This is a genomic window from Plectonema radiosum NIES-515, from assembly GCF_025753815.1.
Lineage (GTDB): Bacteria > Cyanobacteriota > Cyanobacteriia > Cyanobacteriales > Nostocaceae > Hassallia > Hassallia radiosum_A.
This window is the reverse complement of the sequence record NZ_JAOWRF010000251.1, coordinates 5,794-25,419: the sequence shown is the minus strand read 5'-3', so window position 1 is coordinate 25,419 and position 19,626 is coordinate 5,794. Positions and strand designations below refer to the sequence as shown.

The 19,626-nt window shown below is 42.5% G+C and carries 19 protein-coding genes; 5 read left to right on the top strand and 14 right to left on the bottom strand.

From position 1 onward, the window contains the following. Window positions 1-12 precede the first annotated feature (12 nt). The 5 genes from rpsS to rplC form a co-directional block, all read right to left on the bottom strand. The gene (gene rpsS / locus OGM63_RS17515) at window positions 13-291 is read right to left on the bottom strand and encodes a 30S ribosomal protein S19 (RefSeq protein ID WP_029635516.1); all 279 of its coding nucleotides are present in this window, start codon (window positions 289-291) and stop codon (window positions 13-15) included. Between the two features lie 113 nt (window positions 292-404). Beyond that, window positions 405-1,268, bottom strand: a complete 864-nt coding sequence (gene rplB / locus OGM63_RS17510; protein WP_263746903.1) for a 50S ribosomal protein L2 — start codon at window positions 1,266-1,268, stop codon at window positions 405-407. 101 nt (window positions 1,269-1,369) lie between these two features. After that, window positions 1,370-1,684 (bottom strand): 50S ribosomal protein L23, encoded by a 315-nt coding sequence (locus OGM63_RS17505; RefSeq protein WP_263746902.1) that lies wholly within the window; start codon window positions 1,682-1,684, stop codon window positions 1,370-1,372. Next, entirely contained in the window at window positions 1,677-2,312 is a 636-nt protein-coding gene (rplD, locus tag OGM63_RS17500) for a 50S ribosomal protein L4 (RefSeq protein ID WP_263746901.1), read from the bottom strand. The genes OGM63_RS17505 and rplD overlap by 8 nt, the downstream gene beginning before the upstream one ends. 80 nt (window positions 2,313-2,392) lie before the next feature. Then, a complete protein-coding gene (rplC, locus tag OGM63_RS17495; RefSeq protein ID WP_263746899.1) occupies window positions 2,393-3,028 on the bottom strand; it encodes a 50S ribosomal protein L3 in 636 nt (211 codons plus the stop codon). A gap of 356 nt (window positions 3,029-3,384) precedes the next feature. Here rplC and OGM63_RS17490 point away from each other — a divergent pair, with 356 nt between their 5' ends. Then, complete coding sequence (locus tag OGM63_RS17490) at window positions 3,385-3,513, top strand: hypothetical protein (protein ID WP_263746896.1); 129 nt, start codon at window positions 3,385-3,387, stop codon at window positions 3,511-3,513. A gap of 646 nt (window positions 3,514-4,159) precedes the next feature. Continuing rightward, window positions 4,160-4,636, top strand: coding sequence for an NAD(P)H-quinone oxidoreductase subunit N (locus OGM63_RS17485; protein ID WP_263746894.1), 477 nt, complete (start codon window positions 4,160-4,162; stop codon window positions 4,634-4,636). Between the two features lie 202 nt (window positions 4,637-4,838). Here the strand turns inward: OGM63_RS17485 and OGM63_RS17480 are convergent, their stop codons facing one another. The 5 genes from OGM63_RS17480 to OGM63_RS17460 all read right to left on the bottom strand — a co-directional run bounded on the left by OGM63_RS17480 (window position 4,839) and on the right by OGM63_RS17460 (window position 9,799). Beyond that, complete coding sequence (locus OGM63_RS17480; protein WP_263746893.1) at window positions 4,839-5,324, bottom strand: GNAT family N-acetyltransferase; 486 nt, start codon at window positions 5,322-5,324, stop codon at window positions 4,839-4,841. Between the two features lie 26 nt (window positions 5,325-5,350). After that, window positions 5,351-6,178 (bottom strand): ABC transporter permease, encoded by an 828-nt coding sequence (locus OGM63_RS17475; RefSeq protein ID WP_263746892.1) that lies wholly within the window; start codon window positions 6,176-6,178, stop codon window positions 5,351-5,353. A gap of 354 nt (window positions 6,179-6,532) precedes the next feature. Next, entirely contained in the window at window positions 6,533-8,593 is a 2,061-nt protein-coding gene (locus tag OGM63_RS17470; RefSeq protein ID WP_263746891.1) for an SUMF1/EgtB/PvdO family nonheme iron enzyme, read from the bottom strand. A 13-nt stretch (window positions 8,594-8,606) separates the two neighbouring features. Further along, window positions 8,607-9,020, bottom strand: a complete 414-nt coding sequence (locus OGM63_RS17465; RefSeq protein ID WP_263746890.1) for a Pepco domain-containing protein — start codon at window positions 9,018-9,020, stop codon at window positions 8,607-8,609. Window positions 9,021-9,409: 389 nt separating this feature from the next. Continuing rightward, window positions 9,410-9,799, bottom strand: coding sequence for a hypothetical protein (locus tag OGM63_RS17460; protein ID WP_263746888.1), 390 nt, complete (start codon window positions 9,797-9,799; stop codon window positions 9,410-9,412). A gap of 219 nt (window positions 9,800-10,018) precedes the next feature. Here OGM63_RS17460 and OGM63_RS17455 point away from each other — a divergent pair, with 219 nt between their 5' ends. Further along, entirely contained in the window at window positions 10,019-10,555 is a 537-nt protein-coding gene (locus OGM63_RS17455; protein WP_263746886.1) for a DUF3172 domain-containing protein, read from the top strand. A gap of 406 nt (window positions 10,556-10,961) precedes the next feature. Here OGM63_RS17455 and OGM63_RS17450 read toward each other — a convergent pair whose 3' ends face one another. The 4 genes from OGM63_RS17450 to OGM63_RS17435 form a co-directional block, all read right to left on the bottom strand. Further along, window positions 10,962-11,972, bottom strand: a complete 1,011-nt coding sequence (locus OGM63_RS17450) for an AMIN domain-containing protein (protein ID WP_263746884.1) — start codon at window positions 11,970-11,972, stop codon at window positions 10,962-10,964. A gap of 469 nt (window positions 11,973-12,441) precedes the next feature. Next, window positions 12,442-14,637: a cation:proton antiporter domain-containing protein gene (locus OGM63_RS17445; RefSeq protein WP_263746882.1), complete on the bottom strand. Its 2,196-nt coding sequence runs from the start codon at window positions 14,635-14,637 to the stop codon at window positions 12,442-12,444. Window positions 14,638-15,083: 446 nt separating this feature from the next. Continuing rightward, window positions 15,084-15,242, bottom strand: a complete 159-nt coding sequence (locus OGM63_RS17440) for a hypothetical protein (RefSeq protein ID WP_263746880.1) — start codon at window positions 15,240-15,242, stop codon at window positions 15,084-15,086. Beyond that, entirely contained in the window at window positions 15,220-17,253 is a 2,034-nt protein-coding gene (locus OGM63_RS17435) for an elongation factor G (RefSeq protein WP_263746878.1), read from the bottom strand. The genes OGM63_RS17440 and OGM63_RS17435 overlap by 23 nt, the downstream gene beginning before the upstream one ends. A gap of 274 nt (window positions 17,254-17,527) precedes the next feature. Between OGM63_RS17435 and OGM63_RS17430 the strand changes: the two genes are divergently transcribed. Both OGM63_RS17430 and OGM63_RS17425 read left to right on the top strand, forming a co-directional pair. Next, window positions 17,528-18,466 carry a tetratricopeptide repeat protein gene (locus OGM63_RS17430; protein WP_263746876.1) on the top strand — a complete coding sequence of 313 codons (939 nt, stop codon included), beginning with the start codon at window positions 17,528-17,530 and terminating at the stop codon, window positions 18,464-18,466. A gap of 329 nt (window positions 18,467-18,795) precedes the next feature. Continuing rightward, entirely contained in the window at window positions 18,796-19,353 is a 558-nt protein-coding gene (locus OGM63_RS17425) for a phosphate-starvation-inducible PsiE family protein (protein ID WP_263746874.1), read from the top strand. Window positions 19,354-19,626: the final 273 nt, after the last annotated feature.

Here is a 19,626-nt window from a genome sequence, read left to right as displayed (position 1 = left end):
TAACCAATAACTCTATCTCCCTGCTTTTTTATCACTTTTTCCATGACCCCTGTATGTCCGTGTCGGGGCAAATTCACCTAATTTGTGTCCGACCATTTGCTCATTGACAAAAACTGGTACGTGTTGGCGTCCGTTGTGAACAGCGATGGTATGTCCTACCATTAGGGGCAAAATTGTTGAAGCTCTCGACCAAGTTTTAATAACTTCTTTTCTGTTGATTGCGTCGAGCTTTTCAATTTTTTTGAGTAAATGATCCGCAACGAAGGGACCTTTTTTTAGAGAACGACCCATAATTAGATTTTGGAGTTTGGAGTTTGGAATTAGGAGTTTGGAATTAGGAGTTAGGAATTAGGAGTTAGAAATTATATTTAACTCATAACTCCCAACTCATAACTCCTAACTTTTTAAGACTCGCGTCCGCCGCGTCCGCGTTTAGAAGACTTACGACGACGACGTACAATAAACTTGCTGCTTGGCTTCTTGCGCTTGCGTGTCTTCATACCCAAGGTAGGTTTACCCCAAGGTGTCACAGGACCGGATCTACCAATGGGAGCGCGACCTTCACCACCACCATGTGGGTGATCCACTGGGTTCATGACGCTTCCTCTGACCTTAGGACGGCGACCTTTCCAGCGGTTTCTTCCTGCTTTACCTGCACTCAGGTTTCTGGCGTCGGTGTTACCAACTTGTCCGATGGTGGCGTAGCAGTCGCGCCGAATCATTCGGACTTCGCCAGAAGGGAGTTTGATGGTAACGTAATTTCCTTCTTTCGCCACAACTTGGGCGGTTGCACCGGCGGAACGAACGATTTGACCGCCTTTTCCTGGGGTCAACTCGACGTTGTGAACGCTAGTACCCAAGGGAATATTCGACAACGGTAAGGCGTTACCATCTTCAAAGGGTGCCTCCGGTCCTGCAATAACTGTTGTCCCGACTTTCAAACCGTTGGGATGAAGAATATAGCGTTTTTCCCCATCTTGGTAAAACAAAAGGGCGATCCGGGCGTTGCGGTTTGGATCGTACTCAATCGCTTCGACTTTCGCCGGAATATTCCGTTTATCACGTTTAAAATCGACGATCCGGTAAAGTTGTTTGTGTCCGCCACCCCGCCTACGGCTAGTAATTCGCCCTTGGTTATTTCTACCTTTCGGACGATGCTTGTATGTCGTTAAAGACTTTTCCGGCTCGGTTTTGGTAATTTCCGCGAAGTCGGAGATAGTAACTTGGCGAGTACTGGGGGTATAAGGGCGATAAGAACGAGTACCCATAATCTTAGTTTAGAATTAGGAGTTTTAAGTTAGGAGGAGCGGAGTTAAGAGTTAGCAATTAAGAGTTAGGAATTGAATTTAACTCATAACTCCTAACTTTTTTACACTTCTGGGAATAGAACTTGTCTAATCTTGTCTTCGTCCCCAGGTGCCACTGTGACAATGGCTTTCTTGTATTGGGGTTTGTAACCAATAAATTTACCAACGCGCCGCTTTTTGCGAGGTGGTCTTGAGGTATTCACTTTGACAACCTTGACATCAAACAAGTTTTCAATTGCGGCTTTGATTTCTGGCTTGGTTGCTTTGGGAATTACTTCAAAAGTGTATTTATTCTGCTCCATTGCAATGGTCGCTTTTTCGGTGACTATTGGGCGACGCACTAAGTCGGGCAAATAACGGGGGTCAAAGTTAGGCACTGTAGACCTCCTGAAGTTTTTCTAAAGCTGGTGCTGTAATGACAATTTTGTCAGCGTGCAGCAAGTCGTAAATGTTTAGTTGGTCAGCGGCAATTAACTTTAGTTTTTCGATGTTGCGAGCTGAGAGATAAACGTTTTCGGTGCGTTCCGACAAGATTAAAAGTGTATTGCTTTCTGGTTGTGAACCCCAACGTGCGATCGCTTGTACCAATTCTTTGGTTTTCGGGCGTTGAAACTCGTTGCCAAATTCTTCCACTACAATCAAATCCTCAATGCGACTCGCAAACGCTGTCCGCAATGCTAAACGCCGCTCTTTGCGGTTCATCTTCAGGTTATAATCTCTGGGCTTTGGTCCAAAGATTACACCACCACCACGCCACAGAGGTGAACGAATTGAACCCGCACGCGCTCTTCCTGTACCTTTTTGCCGCCACGGTTTGCGACCACCACCTCTAACTTCTGCACGGGTCTTTGTACTGGCAGTTCCTTGGCGAGCATTGGTCATCTGTCTCACTAAGGCTCTATGCACAATATGAGACGCCGTTTCTTCTTTGGCAACTCGTAAGTCGAAGCTTTTTTCTGCGACTTGTTCTCCTTGCCAATTTTTGACTACACACTCAAATGTCATTTTTTTGTCCTTTGTCTTTCGTTAGTTGGAGCGTTGTTATTTGTTGGTTGTTTTAATAACCACTAACTACTTACCAATAACTACTTACCAACTTTTTTGGCTGGAATAATACTTATCAATGCTCCTGGCTTACCAGGAATAGCTCCCTTGATTAGCAATAAGTTCCGCTCTTGGTCTACTCGCACTACAGTTAGCTTGCGAATTGTGATGCGCTTGCCACCCAAACGTCCTGCCATCCGCTTACCTGGATAGACACGACCGGGTGTTGTACCCGCACCAATGGAACCGGGTGCTCTATGGTTTTTGGAACCGTGTGACATGGGTCCACGACCAAAGTTGTTTCGTTTCTGGTTCCCTGCGAAACCGCGACCGATACTTTTACCGCTTATATCTACAATTTGACCTGCACTAAAAATATCTGCCGTAATCTGTTGACCTAAAGAATACTCACTAGCGTTCTCAATGTGATATTCCCGTAAGTGACGCAATGCTGAAGCCTCTGATTTTGCCAGATGTCCCAGCAAAGGCTTGTTTAAAGCCTTTGGCTTCACTTCACGATAGCCAACTTGAATGGCAGAGTAACCGTCGGTCTGTTTTGTTTTTACTTGTGTTACCGTGCATGGTCCCGCTTGGACGATGGTGACAGGAATGGCTACTCCTGCTTCGTCAAATATTTGGGTCATGCCCAGTTTGGTGCCGAGAATGCCTACAGACACAGTTACTGGCTCTCCTTATCTACTTACTTTTAAAATCGGATTCATCAAACACTCGTTTCAATGCCCTGTTTCGAGCATTTTGCTGCAAGTTGACGTTTCTGTGCAGCAACAAGCGTATCGTTAATCGCGTTGCTGAATCCGTTTATTTTCACTCATTTATTCACCAAAATAGGCAAAAATGTCTTCCCAATTGGAAGTCATCAATGATTGAAATTAACTTTGCCCTTGCCTTCTAACGCAAGCGCCTTGTGCTGCAATGCTTCGTCTAAGCGATTGCTGTGGCACTTTCAAGCGGACACTGCTCTTGACGAAGAAGTGAAAACGACTTTCGTCGTGCTTCATGTGTCCGTGTTTTAGTGGGACTTAAGCATACAGTCGCTGCTCAGTATCCCTTAACTGAGACTGATGCAATGTCATCAAACCAAGATGAATGCTCAGTTTTCACTTTCATCAAAGATGAAGCGATCGCTTCATCTTTTGCCTAGTCTCAACGCATGAGCTAACGTGCTTTTTACCTTAGGTTGTGCTTTGGTTTTTATTCCAATGCTCCTAAGTTTACTCAAGGCTTTATTAGTTTATCAGCTTCTTAACCATCCGAGCGATTATATCACATTTGGAATTTAATTATCAGCCCTCAATGCTAAAACTAGCTAGGAATGCTAATTAGAAGGTAAACTAATTTTATATTTTGGTCACAATCTAATAATATAGATCATCTATTGACGTTTGTCTATAATTTTTGCGAAAAGAGGGTGTAGCACCAGCGCCTGACGACTAGAAGTCGCGGCTATACAAACGAAGTCCACCTCCGTGGACTAAGAGAAAATCAAGGGTTTTAAACCCACGCAGGTGGGTTTTGTCTCGTGTAGCCGCGACTAGAAGTCGCCAAGGCTAGTACCGCTGGAAGTCACGCAGTCACGCACTCACGCATTCAAAAAGCTTATAGGGCAGACTTTTTGGCGATTTGGAATGGGTGGTTTATTTACCCCGATCTGTACTAGTAATAAATTAGACTTTTCAAACATCCTCTTAGCCTGAGAGGAAAACTAACTTATAAGGAGCGTTATCTAACTAAATATATCGATTAACAGTGAATAATAGAAATATATAAGTGGGATAAGACGAAAATCTATGGCACTAATAACCACTGGCAAACCTTTCATTCGCGACCTGGAAAAATTTGGCACTCTTGGTGTGTACGCACCTCTGGAAGGGGGTTTTGAAGGTCGGTATCAACGCCGACTGCGTGCGGCTGGTTATGTCACTTTGCATATTACCGCAAGAGGACTGGGTGATTTAGCTGCTTATTTGACGGGAGTTCATGGAATCAGACCTCCTCACCTGGGTAAAAAAACTATCCCTAATGGTGCAGCGGTCGGTTTTGTATACTATGTACCACCGATTATCAACTATCAGCTAGAACATCTACCACCAAAGTCAAAGGGTCTTGTGTTGTGGATTATTGAAGGGCATATTCTTTCCAATCAGGAAGTTGAATATTTAGCGTCTTTGCCTAGTATAGAACCACGGGTGAAAGTGATTCTCGAAAGAGGAGGCGATCGCTTCTTCCGTTGGACACCTCTGGAGAAAACACTTTTAGCTAGCTAGTCAAGAGGAGCAAAGTCAAGAGGAGTGGAGTTAGGAGTTAGGAGTTAGGAGTTAGGAGTTAGGAGTTAGGAGTTAGGAGTTAAGAGTCTAAATACATCTCCAGAGTCATACGTAGAGACGTAGCTAGCTTACGTCTCTACAAAGGTTTGGGATAACGGATAATTAATTTTTACTCCTATGTCTAATAACTAATGACTTTTGACTATGGACTTTTGACTCCTAACTCTTTGAGCATTTCTATGGTGCTGATGCGAAAACCGCAGGATGCAAATAATCGTCGTGCTGCACCGTTGACAGCTGTGGTATCAAGCCGAATTTGCTGAATTTCCATTTTTTTGAAGCGTTCGACACACAACATGACCATTTGTTGCGCTACTCGGTTTTGGCGATATTCTGGTTCAACCCAGATATCGTGAATGAAAGCATATTCTTGTAAACGGTAAATTGGTATTTCTCGCTCAACTGTCGCTACTAGAAACCCCCCCAATTTCCCTTCATCTTCTGCTACTAGGAAGACATTGCGATCGCTACTATTCGCCAACCGCGTCAACCATTTTTCATAACGCTGTTCTGGATAAGGCAAAAATCCATACTTGGCGGTATCCCAATTTTCATGCAAGGCGCAAATTTTGGCAACCATTGGTAAAACTTTGGGTACATCGTCTGATGTGGCACTGCGAATTAGCATTTTGGATAATTGGCTTTTTGCAAATTTTAATCTTGTTGGTGGGCAAAAATGTAAGCACCCCAGAGAGAAAGAGCGATCGCCATCACTAACAAAATCGGTATACTGTACCAAGGAAACTGGGACAATGGCAAATAAGCAGCTGCACGCAGTCCTAAGGTGGCATAAGTAAGCGGTAACAAATAGACTACAACTTTTAAAGCTGCTGGTAATGTATTTGGGTCAAAGAAAGTGCCTCCCAAAAAAGACATGGGGATGATGATAAAGTTGTTGTAGAGTCCGACAGCTTCAAGCGATCGCACACTTAACCCGACAATTACCCCCAACCCAGAAAAAACTGCACAACTCAGCACTAACAATAACAAAAACAACGGGTGCAGAAAACGCCAGTTACCAGTAAACAGCAACGCTACCAAAATTACACCCAGCGAAGTCAACAACCCCCGCATGACTCCCGCTAGCATTTTACCAATATGCAAAGCTAAAGGATGCACCAGTACAAGCAACAATTCCTCAAAGCTTTTGGTAAAAAGTCTGTCACCGCAAATCGAAAACGTCGTCCCCACAAAACTGACTGTCATCGACGATAGCGCCACCATCCCTGGCAAAATGAATTCTAAGTAGCTCTTATAATCACCGCTAATTCCTACCCCTGGTTTAATTGAACCTCCCAAACCAAAGCCAAAAGCGAGAATGTATACCAGTGGAGAGATTAAGCCTGATGTAGCTAGTTGTGGAATTCTGACACGTAAATCCAGCCATTCTCCCCAAAAAATAGTCAGACTATCAGCTATAAAGATTTGAATTTGTGAGATTTTGAAGCTTTTGCTTAAGAGTAGCGGTCTTGGAGATGTCACTTTTTTCAAGTTATGTATCAAATTTTTCTTAATTAATATTTTATATTTATTGATAGCTTAACTATCCAAAGTATTAAAAGTGAGATGGAGAAGGAGGACAAGAGAAGAGGCAATACGCTTGGTGTTAAGGCAAGAGACGCGATAAATCGCCGTCTTTACAATAATCAGTCTTTTGTAGAGACGACGATTTATCGCGTCTTTGTGATCCATAATTTTCATCAAAAAACCTTATCCGAACCGTATTGTGAGATGGGGAAGGAGGACTGTTGAAAAAAATTAGATCGTTCCGCTCCGCTAAACTAAAAAACGGTAAAGGAAACAAGAGTAGAGGGCAAAAAACTAAAGTATAAAGGGCTACTCAATAATCCTCCCAACCGCGCAGACAACACGAAAACCAATATCGCTGTAGATGTAGTCGCGCTCCACCCTAATATTGTTGAGGCGGGACGCGGAACGGCAGTAACTAGGAATAACGATCCAGGAACCGCCCCGCATGAGCCGAAACTGATTATCATTATCTATCCATGCACTTCCATTACTAGGCGCTCCTTTATAGCTGTCATGCCAAGTATCTTGACACCACTCCAAAACGTTACCGTGCATGTCGTACAAGCCAAAGGCGTTAGGTGGAAAAATTCCTACTTCTGTTGTCTGTTGAGGATGTTTGCCCTTTGGCTCAGAAGCGTAGATGTTATTCCCATCGTAGTTGGCTAAATCAGTCGTAATCGTCTCCCCAAAATGAAACGGTGTATTTGTGCCAGCACGACAAGCATATTCCCATTCCGCTTCCGAAGGTAGATGATATTGCTTGTTTGTATGTTTGGAGAGGCGATCGCAGAACTCAACAGCATCGTACCAAGAAACTTGCTCTACTGGTTTGTTGTCTCCTTTAAAATTAGATGGGTCTGCTTTCAAATCAACCTTAACTTTGGGTAGTGCTGCTACTTTTCTCCATTGCGCTTGGGTAACTGGGTATTTACCCATGAAAAATGATTGAACCGTTACTTCATGCTGAGGTTTTTCTATTCTAAACTCATCCCTCTTGAATTTTTGCACAAGCCTTTCTATTTCTTCATTTTCCGTACCCATCTTAAAAGAGCCAGCAGGAATCTCAACCATATCTAAAGTTATGCCATTGCCCAAGTATTCAGTAAAAAATTTTGCCTGACTAGGACGTTTGCTGGTAATTTCTCCTTGCGAATTTACTGTTACTACTTGAAAATTAAAACTTTCTAGGGAAATAAGTTTAGGGCTGATACTAATAAAAATCTCACGACCTACCACTGCTGTCACTAAGCCTGCTCCTCCTAAACCAGCCCATTTTAAAAATTTTTGTCGGCTTATTACGGCTGGAGTTGTACTATTTTGTTGTCGCCGTAATCTCTCTGCTTCTTCTTGCTGGCGTTTCCGATTTTCTGCTTGCTCCCTTTCATCACTTGCTGACTTACCTCTGCTTGATGAACCGATACTGTCAGAAGTTGAGATTATCGGTTCAAAGTTTCGTTGCTGATGCAGAGCAATCCTTCCAATAGCGTCAATTGCATCCCAATCAGTACGGGATACAGCTAAAACTCTCACCCATAATTGTTTTGCTAATGATAAATTACCTCTGTTTTCAGCTTGAGAAGCTTGATGTTTTAATGGCTCTACATCTCTAAGTGTGGCAGTTTGCTCTAATAAAATAAAATACATTTTGTAGGGCGGTTCTGCCTGGAGATAAGGATTTTGTGCAGGCTTTCCATAGCGAGTATTCACATCGGGAACTTGGTAGCGTAAATATTGTGCTAAACGCTCTACTGTGGCACAATTAGTCTCTCCCTGTAATCGCAATCCTTCTAATAGCGAATGGGTAAATGAGCCATGTTCTAATTCCTCAATTTCCCAAGATTTTTGGTTAGCTGTGCAAGAATAAAAGGTGATAACTCCCTGATAGCTTTGTTCACCAATTCCTAATCCGGCTCTACTACTTTCATCTCGGCAAGCATCCAAAAACAACACTACATTATCAGCGCCACTGCGCCGCAGTCTTTGAGTAACAAAATCAACAGAAATAGCAGTATGTTCTATGTCTCCTGGGTCACTGTCTGAGAACATTAAATAATCTTTATCTTTATATCGATTGCCATGACCTGCAAAGAAAAACCATAAATTATCTTCTGGCTTTAATAAAGGATGTTCAATATTCTCAAACTGTGCGCGTAAAAATCGCCGCAAATGACCAAAAGTAGGTTGAGTAGGAATTGGCGGATTAGCTGGGATTGGGGGAGAATCGTCAGTGAAGAGGAAAACTTGATCAAATTTGGCTTCTTGTTCAAACCAAGTAGCCATGACAGAAGCATCTCGCTTGGCAAAGTTTAGCGATCGCAGGTTTTCATAGTGATTAATCCCAACAACAATCGCCCAATTCCTACCCATATTCAAGTACCAATTATTTCCGCTTAAATTTAAAAGTCATCGCTCCTTTTCCCCCGGCTTTACCACCACCAATCCCAAGCAGGCTGATTTGTCCTTCACCATTGACTTCTACTGAAAGTTGAACCTCATCAAGCTGGAGCTTAGAATCGGGTTGGTCAGCTTCATCAAGCATTTCTCGCATAGCTTGCAGAAACCCCTTCATTTCTTCCTTGAGTTTAGTTACCTCTACTTTGCGTCTGGTATTTCGGCTCACAACTATTTCTTCAGTGGTTTGGGCGCCGAGTAGTCCTCCTCTATCTCCACTACTTCTTGCTCCACTGCTTCTGGTTGTACTATCTGTCAATGTTTCAGTAGTTGTGCTTAATGTTTCAGCCGTTTCTTCGGTAATAATCCAGATTGCTTTTGGGGTGTAATTTTCTGCTGACATAAATTTAATTATTTAAATTATTCTTGATTTAACTGGCTTTTCTAAAGCTTACAGCACCGCAGTTCTGGCTTTTAGTTCGGCAAATTTTTGGTTCAATGGTAAATTTGGGGTTGCATATTGTCGGGATGATTTGACAAACAACGTCGATAAATTTGACATATTGTAGAGACGTTCCGTTGGAACGTTTCTACGATTCATCCTAAAATTATGCAACGCCGTAAATTTTCTTTGAGGTTTGGTCATGGCAGACAGCTATTTTTTAGTTTTAGACTAGAAATTGCATGACAGTGCATTACTATTATTCAGTAGTAGTACGTAAACTGGCAACAGCAAAGAACAAATCAGTCAACACCAACCCAGAAATGGCTAAAAATTGGGGGCGATCGCCATTAACCAATACAACAATCTTCAGCACCTAAACTACACCAAACTATGAAATAGCTTTTGAGTTCGCCGAAATAGCTTTTGAGTTCGCCGAAATAGCTTTTGCGATCGCCGAAATAGCTTTTGCGATCGCCGAAATAGCTTTTGAGTTCGCCGAAATAGCTTTTGAGTTCGCCGAAATAGCTTTTGAGTTCGCCGAAATAACTTTTGCGATCGCCGAAATAACTTTTGCGATCGCCGAAATAGCTTTTGCGATCGCCGTGATTGCAACAATTTAGCTTTGTCATGCCAGCGTAACGCACCGCAAATATCAAAGGTGGATCAAGTTTTTCCGACTTGTGTGTACACCCTAGTACAGCGGGCGCGTAAATAAACCACCCATTCCAAATCGTCAAAAAGTCTGCTCAATAAGCTTTTTGAATGCGTGAATGCGTGAATGCGTGACTTCCGCGTTCCCGTAGCGTCTCCGAAGGAGAAGCGGTATGAAAAAGATGTGCGGTTTGACTATTGACCCTTGACTGTTGACCAATTTTAGTAAAGACTCGTCATACTTAAAGAGGGAGAAACCTTGAACTACTCCCGGCTATTTAAGGCGTGAAGTTGATTAAGCAACAATGAGACGTAAATCTACAGGTAGAACAGTTACCGATTCTAAACCTCCAGCTTTTTCTGCTCCATTTAATTTCACCACTACGGCGATTTTGGCGGGGGTGTTTATTTTGGGAATTGGGATTGGTATTGCTTTTAGCTCTACAACCACCTTGACTCCATCAAATGTGGCTTCCCGTGAATTTATTGACACCAAAGCACCGAACCCTGAGATTTGCGTGCAGTATGGAGCTAGCGCTATGGTGATGGACGCCAGACTTTTCGTGACTCTCAACCCATTTAATGTCTACGTTGCTCAACCAAGTATGCGTCCTGGATGCGTTATCCGCCAAAATAACTGGGCACTTTTAGAGCAACGAAAGCTCGTATCATCGCAGCAGGTGAACGAATGTAAAAATCGCCTGAACACTTTTGGTTTTACGGGTAATTTGGACAGCGAAAAACCTGATATTAGGTGTATTTACCAAAACGAAGCTGCTCAAAACTTCTTTATCAATCAACCGGGAGCAGTCTCACAACCACAGGAAACTGACAGATTCTAAAAACAAAAACAAGTAAGCTCAATTATCCCTCACCGTGGAAGGGTGGGGCTATAGAAATAGAGCTTATATCATGTTATGCAGTTTATTACATATAATGTAGAGACCTAGCAGTGCTAGGTCTCTACAAGGGTTTCAGATTTTTTTATTAATGTCAATTAAACGGATATGGTATTACCTGCGTGGGCTAATTAAATAGACATAGGAGTAGAAATTAATTATACGTTCCCCCAAGCCCTTGTAGAGACGTTCCGGACCGAACGTCTCTACGTATGAATCTGGAGATGTCTAATAGACATCGACCGAATTTAAATATGCGTTATCCAGAACCCCTAGAGACGTAGCACAGAATCGTCACAATAATTCTTTTTCAAATAGGTTGTCTAATACATCTTCACAGAGAAGTCGCTTACCTATTGGAGTTGGGGAAGGGTTGACCAAACTCAAATACCCCAGAATTAGGAACATTGGCTGGATAGTTAGGGACGGTTTGAACAGGAAAACCGGGGGCACCGACACTAAGAGGAGCGCTATTAAAATTACCAGGCTGATTTGGGAAACTCCCTGGGGGAAGAACAGAACCAGGTTGTTGAGTAGGGTTGTTAGAATTCAGCGGGGGTACTGTTACCAAGGGTATCTGTGAGTTGTTAGAGCTACTTGGTGGTAGGTTGCTAGGTGGTGGATAGTTGTAGTTACTTGGTGGTAGGTTACTAGGTGGTGGGTAGTTGTTTGGTGGTAGGTTACTAGGTGGTGGGTAGTTGTTTGATGGATAGTTGCTAGGCGGTGGATAATTATTTGGTGGATAATTATTTGATGGATAGTTGCTAGGCGGTGGATAATTATTTGATGGATAGTTGCTAGGCGGTGGATAATTATTTGGTGGATAGTTGCTAGGCGGTGGATAATTATTTGGTGGATAGTTGCTAGGTGGTGGATAATTATTTGGTGGATAGTTGCTAGGCGGTGGATAGTTTTCTTGTTGAGAAGATGTACCCCCAGCAATCAAAGGACGTAAAACCCAGCGAGTGGTATTTTGCGCGGAAATCGGTTGCAGTTGCACCTGATTTGGATCTAAAGAAGTTCCTGGTGCTAAATCTAAGACTATGCGAGTTACGTTTGCATTTAATTGGGAAACGCGAATTCTTTGAATTGCTCCAGAATAATTTTGTAGGGTGGGAACATAGCCTAATTTGGTATCAGGCAAATCTACAACCATGCGTGGGGGTTGGGCAAGATAAAAGTAGCGCGGTGTTGTACCTGCTGAGAGATTAATTTCTAGTTGAAAAGCTTCTGGGTAAAAGTGCCAATCTTCTAGCCTTGCGGCTGGGGCTGCAATACTGCTATTAGTTTTGAGAGTAATTGCTGTGAATAAACCAAACAAACTGACATAAAGAAAAAATTGCTTAATCCTCAACACCATTACCATTATTTGTGTCCTTTGGCTTTTGTTTGCTGTGTGGCTGTAAATTTAATCGTTTTAGGAATATCTTTCACCTGCAAGATTATTTTTATCTAACATCTGAAGTTGAATTATAACTAATACCAATTCTATGTGAGGTTGCGCTTTATTCGCCCTCACGCCCGCGAAGGGTGGGACAAGGGGACAATAGACATCTGGTAGCCTTAGACGTAGAGACGTAGAGAGGTAGAGACGTAGAGAGGTAGAGACGTAGAGAGGTAGAGACGTAGAGAGGTAGAGACGTAGAGAGGTAGAGACGTAGAGAGGTAGAGACGTAGAGAGGTAGAGACGTAGAGAGGTAGAGACGTAGCAATGCTACGTCTCTACAAGTGTTTCGGGCAACGCATAATTAAATTTTGGAGATGTCTAAGGAGAATAATTCTTGTTTCTCCCCATCTCCCATCTCCCCATCTCCCCATCCCCCCTTCTCCTATCCTCTAAGTGCTGATTCGTGAGTGTTAGCATCAGCAAGGACTGAGGCTAAGTGAGAGGAGACTTGACTGTAACGACGGGTAATCAAAAGTGAGGAACGACACTGAATTGCTAGTTCGTCTGTATAACGTCCGAGGGTTTGACGTTCAATGCCCCAAGCACGGCTGGTACCGGCAATAGTGAGGTCTACCCGTTCTGAGGCTTTGACTACGGCTTGGATTGGCTCAGAGGCTTCAATCCTTTGAATGTCAATGCGATCGCTTACACTTTGAGGCAATTGCTCCATCATTTTGTGCAACTCGTAGCTCATTTCATTTTTGACGCGATTTTCTGAGACTACCTGTAAAATCTTTAACAGGCAAGTATCACGATTTATCAGCAGTCTCAACGCAAGTATCAGTGCTAAATCATCGTGGATATTTGCAGAGTAGGGCACCAACAAATTTTCTAAGCGCACTTTGCCTCTGTCTATAAACACTGCGACATCAACGGTTGCTGTCGTGAGAATTTGACCAACTCGCCCGCCTAAGCGATTATTACTAAAAGCTGGGCGATGCCATCCCACTAAAATTAAATCAGCTGGTTCGAGTTCGGCTATCTCTGCTGTTTCTTGTGCAACGTTACTAGAGATGCGAATTATGGGATGTACGTAAGAGCGTGTAGACGGCGGCTCCAAGGTATCAATTAATTCTTCTAGCTGTTGCCGACGTTCTTCGATTAATCGGTTTGTCTCAACTGGGGTACTTTCAAAGGCATAATCTTCTGAAAGTTCAATCAAACTGAGAGGATGAACAGCTGTAGGTTGTTGGTAGTTGAGAGCGATCGCTACTGCTAACTGTACTAAACCTTTTTGTGTACTTGGATTCGCGACTGGGACTAAAATCCGGTAACTTTGATCGTAAGAGTCCACCGTCGCTATAATTTCTCTACTCGCTTCTGGTTCATCTTCTTTTTCAACCACATGTAGTCCGATTACCATGCTCGCATATATCCACTCTAACAAAGGCGAGGTCATAAATGTGGTTACTAATGCCACAATCACTAGCATGGTGAAAAGTAAAGGCGTAATTACTCCCAACGACAAACCAATATTTAATACTATCAGTTCGGTTAAACCGCGAGTATTCATTAACCAACCCAGTGCTGAGGCTTCGCGTTTTTCAATTCCGGAAAAGCGAGCTGCTACATAAGTGCCTAGGTACTTTCCGGCGATCGCCACAAATAACACCAATCCACATAACAACCACAATTCCGGACGGTTAACTAAGCCGATTTCCGTCCGCAAACCACTGTAAGCGAAAAATACTGGTAGCAGAAATCTCAACACGAAATCTTCAGTTTTTCTCGCTATTTCCCGCACCAAACCAGCATTCTTGGGCATTATCGTCCCCAGCAAAAATGCTCCAAAAATCAAGTGAATACCAATTAGTTCGGTAATCAAAGCGGAAGCAACTACTCCCATGTAAATTAAAGCTAGAACTAATTGGTTAAGGTGTTTGGTGCGACGATAGTAGATCGCAAGACGTTTGAGAAAAGTTCGTCCTACCGTCATCATAAACCCGATGTAAAGCAAGCTAGCAATAATTGTGTGCCAAGTACCAATACTACCTTCTCTAGCTATAGCGATTCCTAGTGCTAACAAACACCAAGCTATCAAATCATTCACAGCGGCAGAAGTTAGTGCCAAAGTTCCCAAGTACGTTGGCTGGAAGTTTTTGTCAGTAATTATTCTGGCAAGCACTGGAAATGCTGTAATTGATGTTGCCGATGCCAAAAATAGTGCAAAAGCGGTAAATGAAACATTGCCATGAGAAAGCAACGGATACAGTAACAAAGCTAATAAAGTTGCTAAGGCAAATGCTACTAAGGCTGATATTGCAACAGTAAAAATTGCTACATTTTTTTTTCCTCTGAGGTACTTTATATCTAACTCCAACCCAATCAGAAACATGAAAAATATCAGTCCCACCTGAGATAAAACATTTAGAAAGGGAACAGTTTCTGGTGGGAACAGGGTAGCGGCTAAATTAGGAGCAACCCAACCAAATAATGATGGTCCAAGCGTAATGCCGGCAACAATCTCACCAATTACCAGGGGTTGCTTAATCCTCAAGAATGCCAATCGCATTAAGCATGACATTCCAATTACAATTAGCACCTCAATCAAAACGAGAATAACTGTGTCAATATGCATAGTTTCCTCTACATCCACTAGCCGATGTCCCTTTGATGATTCTCCAAATCAGCTGAATATGTCAATGTCTTTGAAGATAACATTGGAGGTCGGTGCAAAAAAACTTAAGTTCTGTCGCTCAGTCAGATCCATATCAGAGTGGATACCCACCTTTGTCGATTTGCAAAAAAAAACACCAAGTGGAAGGAACCGATACCTAAAGTCAGCGATCGCAATTCCCCATCAAACTTGAAATCCCCTAATATTTTACAGAAAGTAATGTAAAATAGAATATGGACATTAGACCTCTTGCAAAAGTCCTTATTTTCATTATCTTCTTTGCGCCTTTGCGCCTTTGCGTGAGAAAAAAAATATTTATGCAAGAGGTCTATTAAAAATCAAGTTAAACTGTAGCAAAAAAAGTTCGCAAGCAGATTTATATTTAACCGCGTCAAGAACATCTGCTTTCATGCGATCGCCCAACAAGCCAGTCTAAGTGAAGCCGAAGATAACAGCACAAGTACCGTACAATTAGAAAAGACACCTACAAAAGGTGTCCCTAGAGCAAATGCAGTAAATTCTAGATTAATCTCAAATCCCAAATTACTTTCTATTGCCGTTACCATTAATACTAACAATGCGTTCGGTGAGTTTTTCCGGCACCTCTTGGAGATGGTCATAATTCCAGTGGAAGGAACCAACACCTAAAGTAAGCGATCGCAACTCTATTATAAAGTCGTGCATTTCGGCTTGGGGCAAATATGCTGAGATATTGTCCCATCCTTGCCAATCGTTTCTACCTTCATACCCCAAAATCTGACCCCGCTTACCACTTAATAATTGCAGCGCTTTGGAGGTAAATTCGTTGGGGGTTGTGACTTCCACATGCAGAATCGGTTCTAGCAAAGTGGGTTCTCCTTGGGGTATTCCTGTTTGCATTGCTAATCGGGCAGCTTGCTTAAACGCTTGTTCGGAACTATCAACATTATGATAAGAACCATTCGTCAAAGTTACCGCTACATCTACCACAGGGAAACCCAAGGGACCGTGTGCTAAAAATTCGCGTACACCCATTTCTACCCCAGGAATGTACTGTTTGGGAACGACACCACCGACAATGCGATCGCTAAAATTAAAGCCTTCACCCCGTCCTAAAGGTTTAATATCTAGAAAAACATCGCCAAACTGCCCGTGTCCACCGCTTTGGTGTTTGTAGCGCCCGTGAATTGATTCTACAGCTTTGCGGATGGTTTCTTTGTAAGGAACTTGCGGCAAGTGAGTTGTCATTGGTAAATTATACTTGCGGCGCAGTCTATCTAAAGCAACTTGCAAATGTATTTCACCTTGTCCCCACAGAATAACTTCGTGAGTGTCACCGTGTTGTTCCCAAGCAAGAGATGGATCTTCTTCTAACAGCTTTGCGATCGCACTGCTGAGTTTAACTTCATCGTTGCGGTTTTCGGGAGTAATTGCCAGAGCATAAACTGGTTCTAATTGTTCAGCTTTTGGTAATTCCTTTGATTGCTGACAAGAAAGTGTATCCCCAGTTTTGACATTTTCTAAACGGCTTAAAGCGACAATTTCCCCAGCATCAGCTTCAGTTAGCGATCGCTGTTGTTGTCCCATGAGCCGATAAATTCCCCCAGCACGAACACCGTTGAGGAGAATACCATCAGTTAGTTTACCGCGCCAAACACGCACTAAAGAGAGTTTGCCACCTTGAGGAGTATAATAGGTTTTCAGAACCTGCGCTATGGTAGCATCGCCTTTAAAGTCTTTCAAACGGCGTTTTGCGGTGGTTTCTGGTTCGGGTGCTTCTTGTAATAAAGCTTCTAATAAAGGTCGCACACCATAATCAAGTTCGGCAATACCAAAGAAAACAGGTACAACTAAATCTGCGCTTAATTCAAGTTTTAAATCTTTGATAATTTCTTCTTTGTCCGGTTCGATGTCTTCTAAAAGTTCTTCGAGTAAATGATCGTCAAAATTTGCTAACGCTTCGAGCATTTCCGCTCGTGCGATGTGTTCTTCTTCTTGAAGAGATTCGGGAAACGGGATCGGATCGGCAGGTGCCCCCGGATGATATTGATAAGCTTGTTCTGTGACTAAATCGATAAAGCCGGTTAGCTGTTCCCCATTCATAATGGGATATTGGTGCGCTACTAAAGGACGGCTAGAAACAGCTTTTAGAGCGTGTAAAGTTTCTAAAACATGGATATTAGCGCGATCCATTTTGTTAACAAAGACGAGATGGGGAATTTCCCAATCGTCCAGGAATTTAAATAAAGGTGCTAGGCTGAGAACGCGTTCGCGTATGGGTTCGCAAACTACAATTGCTGCATCGACTCCCATTAAAGCGTTGTAGGTTTCTTGGGCAAATTCCACCGAACCCGGACAATCAATAAAAGTGAAGCGAATATCGTTGTATTGAGTGCTTGCTGTACTTACCTCGACACTCATATGGCGATCGCGCTCTGCTGCCGCACTATCTCCTATTGTATTCCCATCTTTGACATTGCCTTTGCGGGAAATTGATCCTGTGACAAATAACAAACTTTCTAGTAATGTGGTCTTCCCGCTTAAATAAGGACCGACAATTGCAACGTTCCGCGAACCCGATTTTACTTTGTCGTTCATAAAACCTCCCTTGCGGTGAGCTAACAGCCGCATATGCAGATTTATTTGGGAATAAAAATCTTGATGTCTGATTGTTACCCCGTCTTTAATTTGTCATTATCCTTCTTTTAACCTTGTTAACAAAAAATCGTAGCTTGTTGTAAGATTTACCTGAAGAAAATTTAAGTTGTACAAACTTTGATACAAAATTCCAAAGTTTTGTAAAAACATTCAGTTAAAACAAAACTTTTTGTGAATGAAACGTCACTAAAGGTGTTAAGAGGAGCGAAAATTCATGAAATTATCATTCTATAAATATCGTATACCCCAGCTGGTAAGTTTAATTTTGTTGGGTAGCGGCATTCTCTTCCCCGGACCCTCTCTCCCCCTCCCCCCCTCCTCCTCCCCTCCCCTAAAGCTGGCGCAATATAATAGTAATCAAACTGCTACAGATTGGTTAAATCAAGGCTTGCAGGCGATAAATGTGGGAAGGGTAGAAGATGCGATCGCCTATTTTGGTCAAGCAATTCAGCTAGATCCGAATTTGGCACCAGCACATTATAATTTAGGGTTAGCGCTGCGACAAGTCGGACAATTACAACCTGCGGCAGATGCATTTTATCGCGCAACTCTAACCGATCCTAAATTTGCACCGGCTTTTGCTAATTTGGGTGGAGCGTTGTTAGAAGGTAATAATTTACAACAGGCAAATGATTACTTGCAACGAGCTTTACAACTCGATTCCAAGCTGGGTTTTGCACATTATAATTTTGGCTTGCTACGAGAGCAACAACGCGATTGGAATAAAGCGATCGCATCTTTTAAAAAAGCGATGGAATATAGCCAAAATGCACCAGAATCAGCTTATCATCTGGGGATATGTTATCTCCAACAAAACAAAGTTGGTCAAGCAAAAGAAGCATTTCGCAAAGCTGTAAAAATTAATCCTAAATATTCAGAAGCTCATTACAATTTGGGAACGATTTGGTATAACCAAGGTAAATCACAAGAAGCTTTAGAAGCGTTTAGAAAATCCGCTGAGGCAAACTCAAATTATGCCAACGCTTATTACGGTGCGGGGTTAGTTTTTATGCAATTAAGACAATATCCAGAAGCAGCACAAGTATTACAATATGCCAGAGATTTATATAATGCTCAGAATAATACTTTGTGGGCAAGAAATACCGACCAATTGTTACAACAAGTACAGAATTTAAATTATCAACCCCGTTGAGGTGCGATTGCTTAACATTGCGTAACAATAGAATTATCAAGGAGGGGTAAAGGGGAAAGGAAAAAAGGGAAAAGGGAAGAAATATTAGGGTTTGTTCATAGGCTTTTAACCATCGCTCTTGTCCCAATCCCCATGAACAATCTTGGGGAAAGGGTAAAGGAAAAAGGGAAAATGTTGAAATATTTTAACTTTTCATTCGACTGATTTTAAATGACTCCACCCCATGAACCCATGAACCCCTCTTAAAAACCCTTTCCCCTTTAACATGAGTCCCCTCTTGTTGATTTGTTGGGCTGGTGTAGTCGCAAATTGTTCCCATGAGAATACAAATGTACAAGCAAAAGCGCCTCAAGAGTCAATTTTTATTTGGCGATCGCTGGTTTGATCGACATGCAATTGTTCGCAATATGGAGGCTTTCCAAGACTTAATCGTGATCGTCCTGTGTTTAACTTTGTTCGCGGTTATGGTCATGCAGTTGTGGGGGATATTTACTGCTCTCACCCACCAGGCATCAGACTATAAACATGTGACTTCCAAGATGCTCTTTATCTTGATTTTGGTTGAGTTGTTTCGATTGCTCATGGTTTACTTACAAGAACATAGCATTTCTGTTGGTGTAGCAGTGGAGGTAACAATTGTGTCTGTATTGCGAGAAGTAGTTGTTCACGGAGCGTTAGAAATTTCTTCGATGCAAACAGCCGCAATGTGTGGCTTATTATTTATTCTGGGTACGCTACTAATAGTGTGTGCCAAAACGCCACATATGGATTGCGTTAGTGCTAACACCAAATATTGTCCTATTAGGCATCGAGGAAGTAGAGAACATCAAAATGAGTTTGAGTTCTCACACTCTCATCACTATGATGAAAATCAACCGATTGCATAATAAGATTCCCGACAACTTAAAGGATACCGTTGACGAATCAGGGGTATTACCCCTTATATAATGATTTTTCGTCATTCCACACGATTGTAGAGACGTTCCGCCGGAACGTCTTTACGAGGGTTTTTTGGTAAAATGAGGGGCTTCCGCATTCCACACGATTGTAGAGACGTTCCGCCGGAACGTCTTTACGAGGGTTTTTTGGTAAAATGAGGGGCTTCCGCATTCCACACGATTGTAGAGACGTTCCGCCGGAACGTCTTTACGAGGGTTTTT

Coding starts and splice junctions, on each gene's coding strand:
- rplD (WP_263746901.1), bottom strand. CDS start 2,312: ATGACATTTGAGTGTGTAGTCAAAAATTGGCAAGGAGAACAAGTCGCA.
- OGM63_RS17430 (WP_263746876.1), top strand. CDS start 17,528: ATGAAATTATCATTCTATAAATATCGTATACCCCAGCTGGTAAGTTTA.
- OGM63_RS17450 (WP_263746884.1), bottom strand. CDS start 11,972: ATGGTGTTGAGGATTAAGCAATTTTTTCTTTATGTCAGTTTGTTTGGT.
- OGM63_RS17435 (WP_263746878.1), bottom strand. CDS start 17,253: ATGAACGACAAAGTAAAATCGGGTTCGCGGAACGTTGCAATTGTCGGT.
- OGM63_RS17470 (WP_263746891.1), bottom strand. CDS start 8,593: ATGGGTAGGAATTGGGCGATTGTTGTTGGGATTAATCACTATGAAAAC.
- OGM63_RS17440 (WP_263746880.1), bottom strand. CDS start 15,242: ATGGTAACGGCAATAGAAAGTAATTTGGGATTTGAGATTAATCTAGAA.
- OGM63_RS17465 (WP_263746890.1), bottom strand. CDS start 9,020: ATGTCAGCAGAAAATTACACCCCAAAAGCAATCTGGATTATTACCGAA.
- OGM63_RS17445 (WP_263746882.1), bottom strand. CDS start 14,637: ATGCATATTGACACAGTTATTCTCGTTTTGATTGAGGTGCTAATTGTA.
- OGM63_RS17455 (WP_263746886.1), top strand. CDS start 10,019: ATGAGACGTAAATCTACAGGTAGAACAGTTACCGATTCTAAACCTCCA.
- rplB (WP_263746903.1), bottom strand. CDS start 1,268: ATGGGTACTCGTTCTTATCGCCCTTATACCCCCAGTACTCGCCAAGTT.
- OGM63_RS17485 (WP_263746894.1), top strand. CDS start 4,160: ATGGCACTAATAACCACTGGCAAACCTTTCATTCGCGACCTGGAAAAA.
- OGM63_RS17480 (WP_263746893.1), bottom strand. CDS start 5,324: ATGCTAATTCGCAGTGCCACATCAGACGATGTACCCAAAGTTTTACCA.
- rpsS (WP_029635516.1), bottom strand. CDS start 291: ATGGGTCGTTCTCTAAAAAAAGGTCCCTTCGTTGCGGATCATTTACTC.
- OGM63_RS17425 (WP_263746874.1), top strand. CDS start 18,796: ATGTACAAGCAAAAGCGCCTCAAGAGTCAATTTTTATTTGGCGATCGC.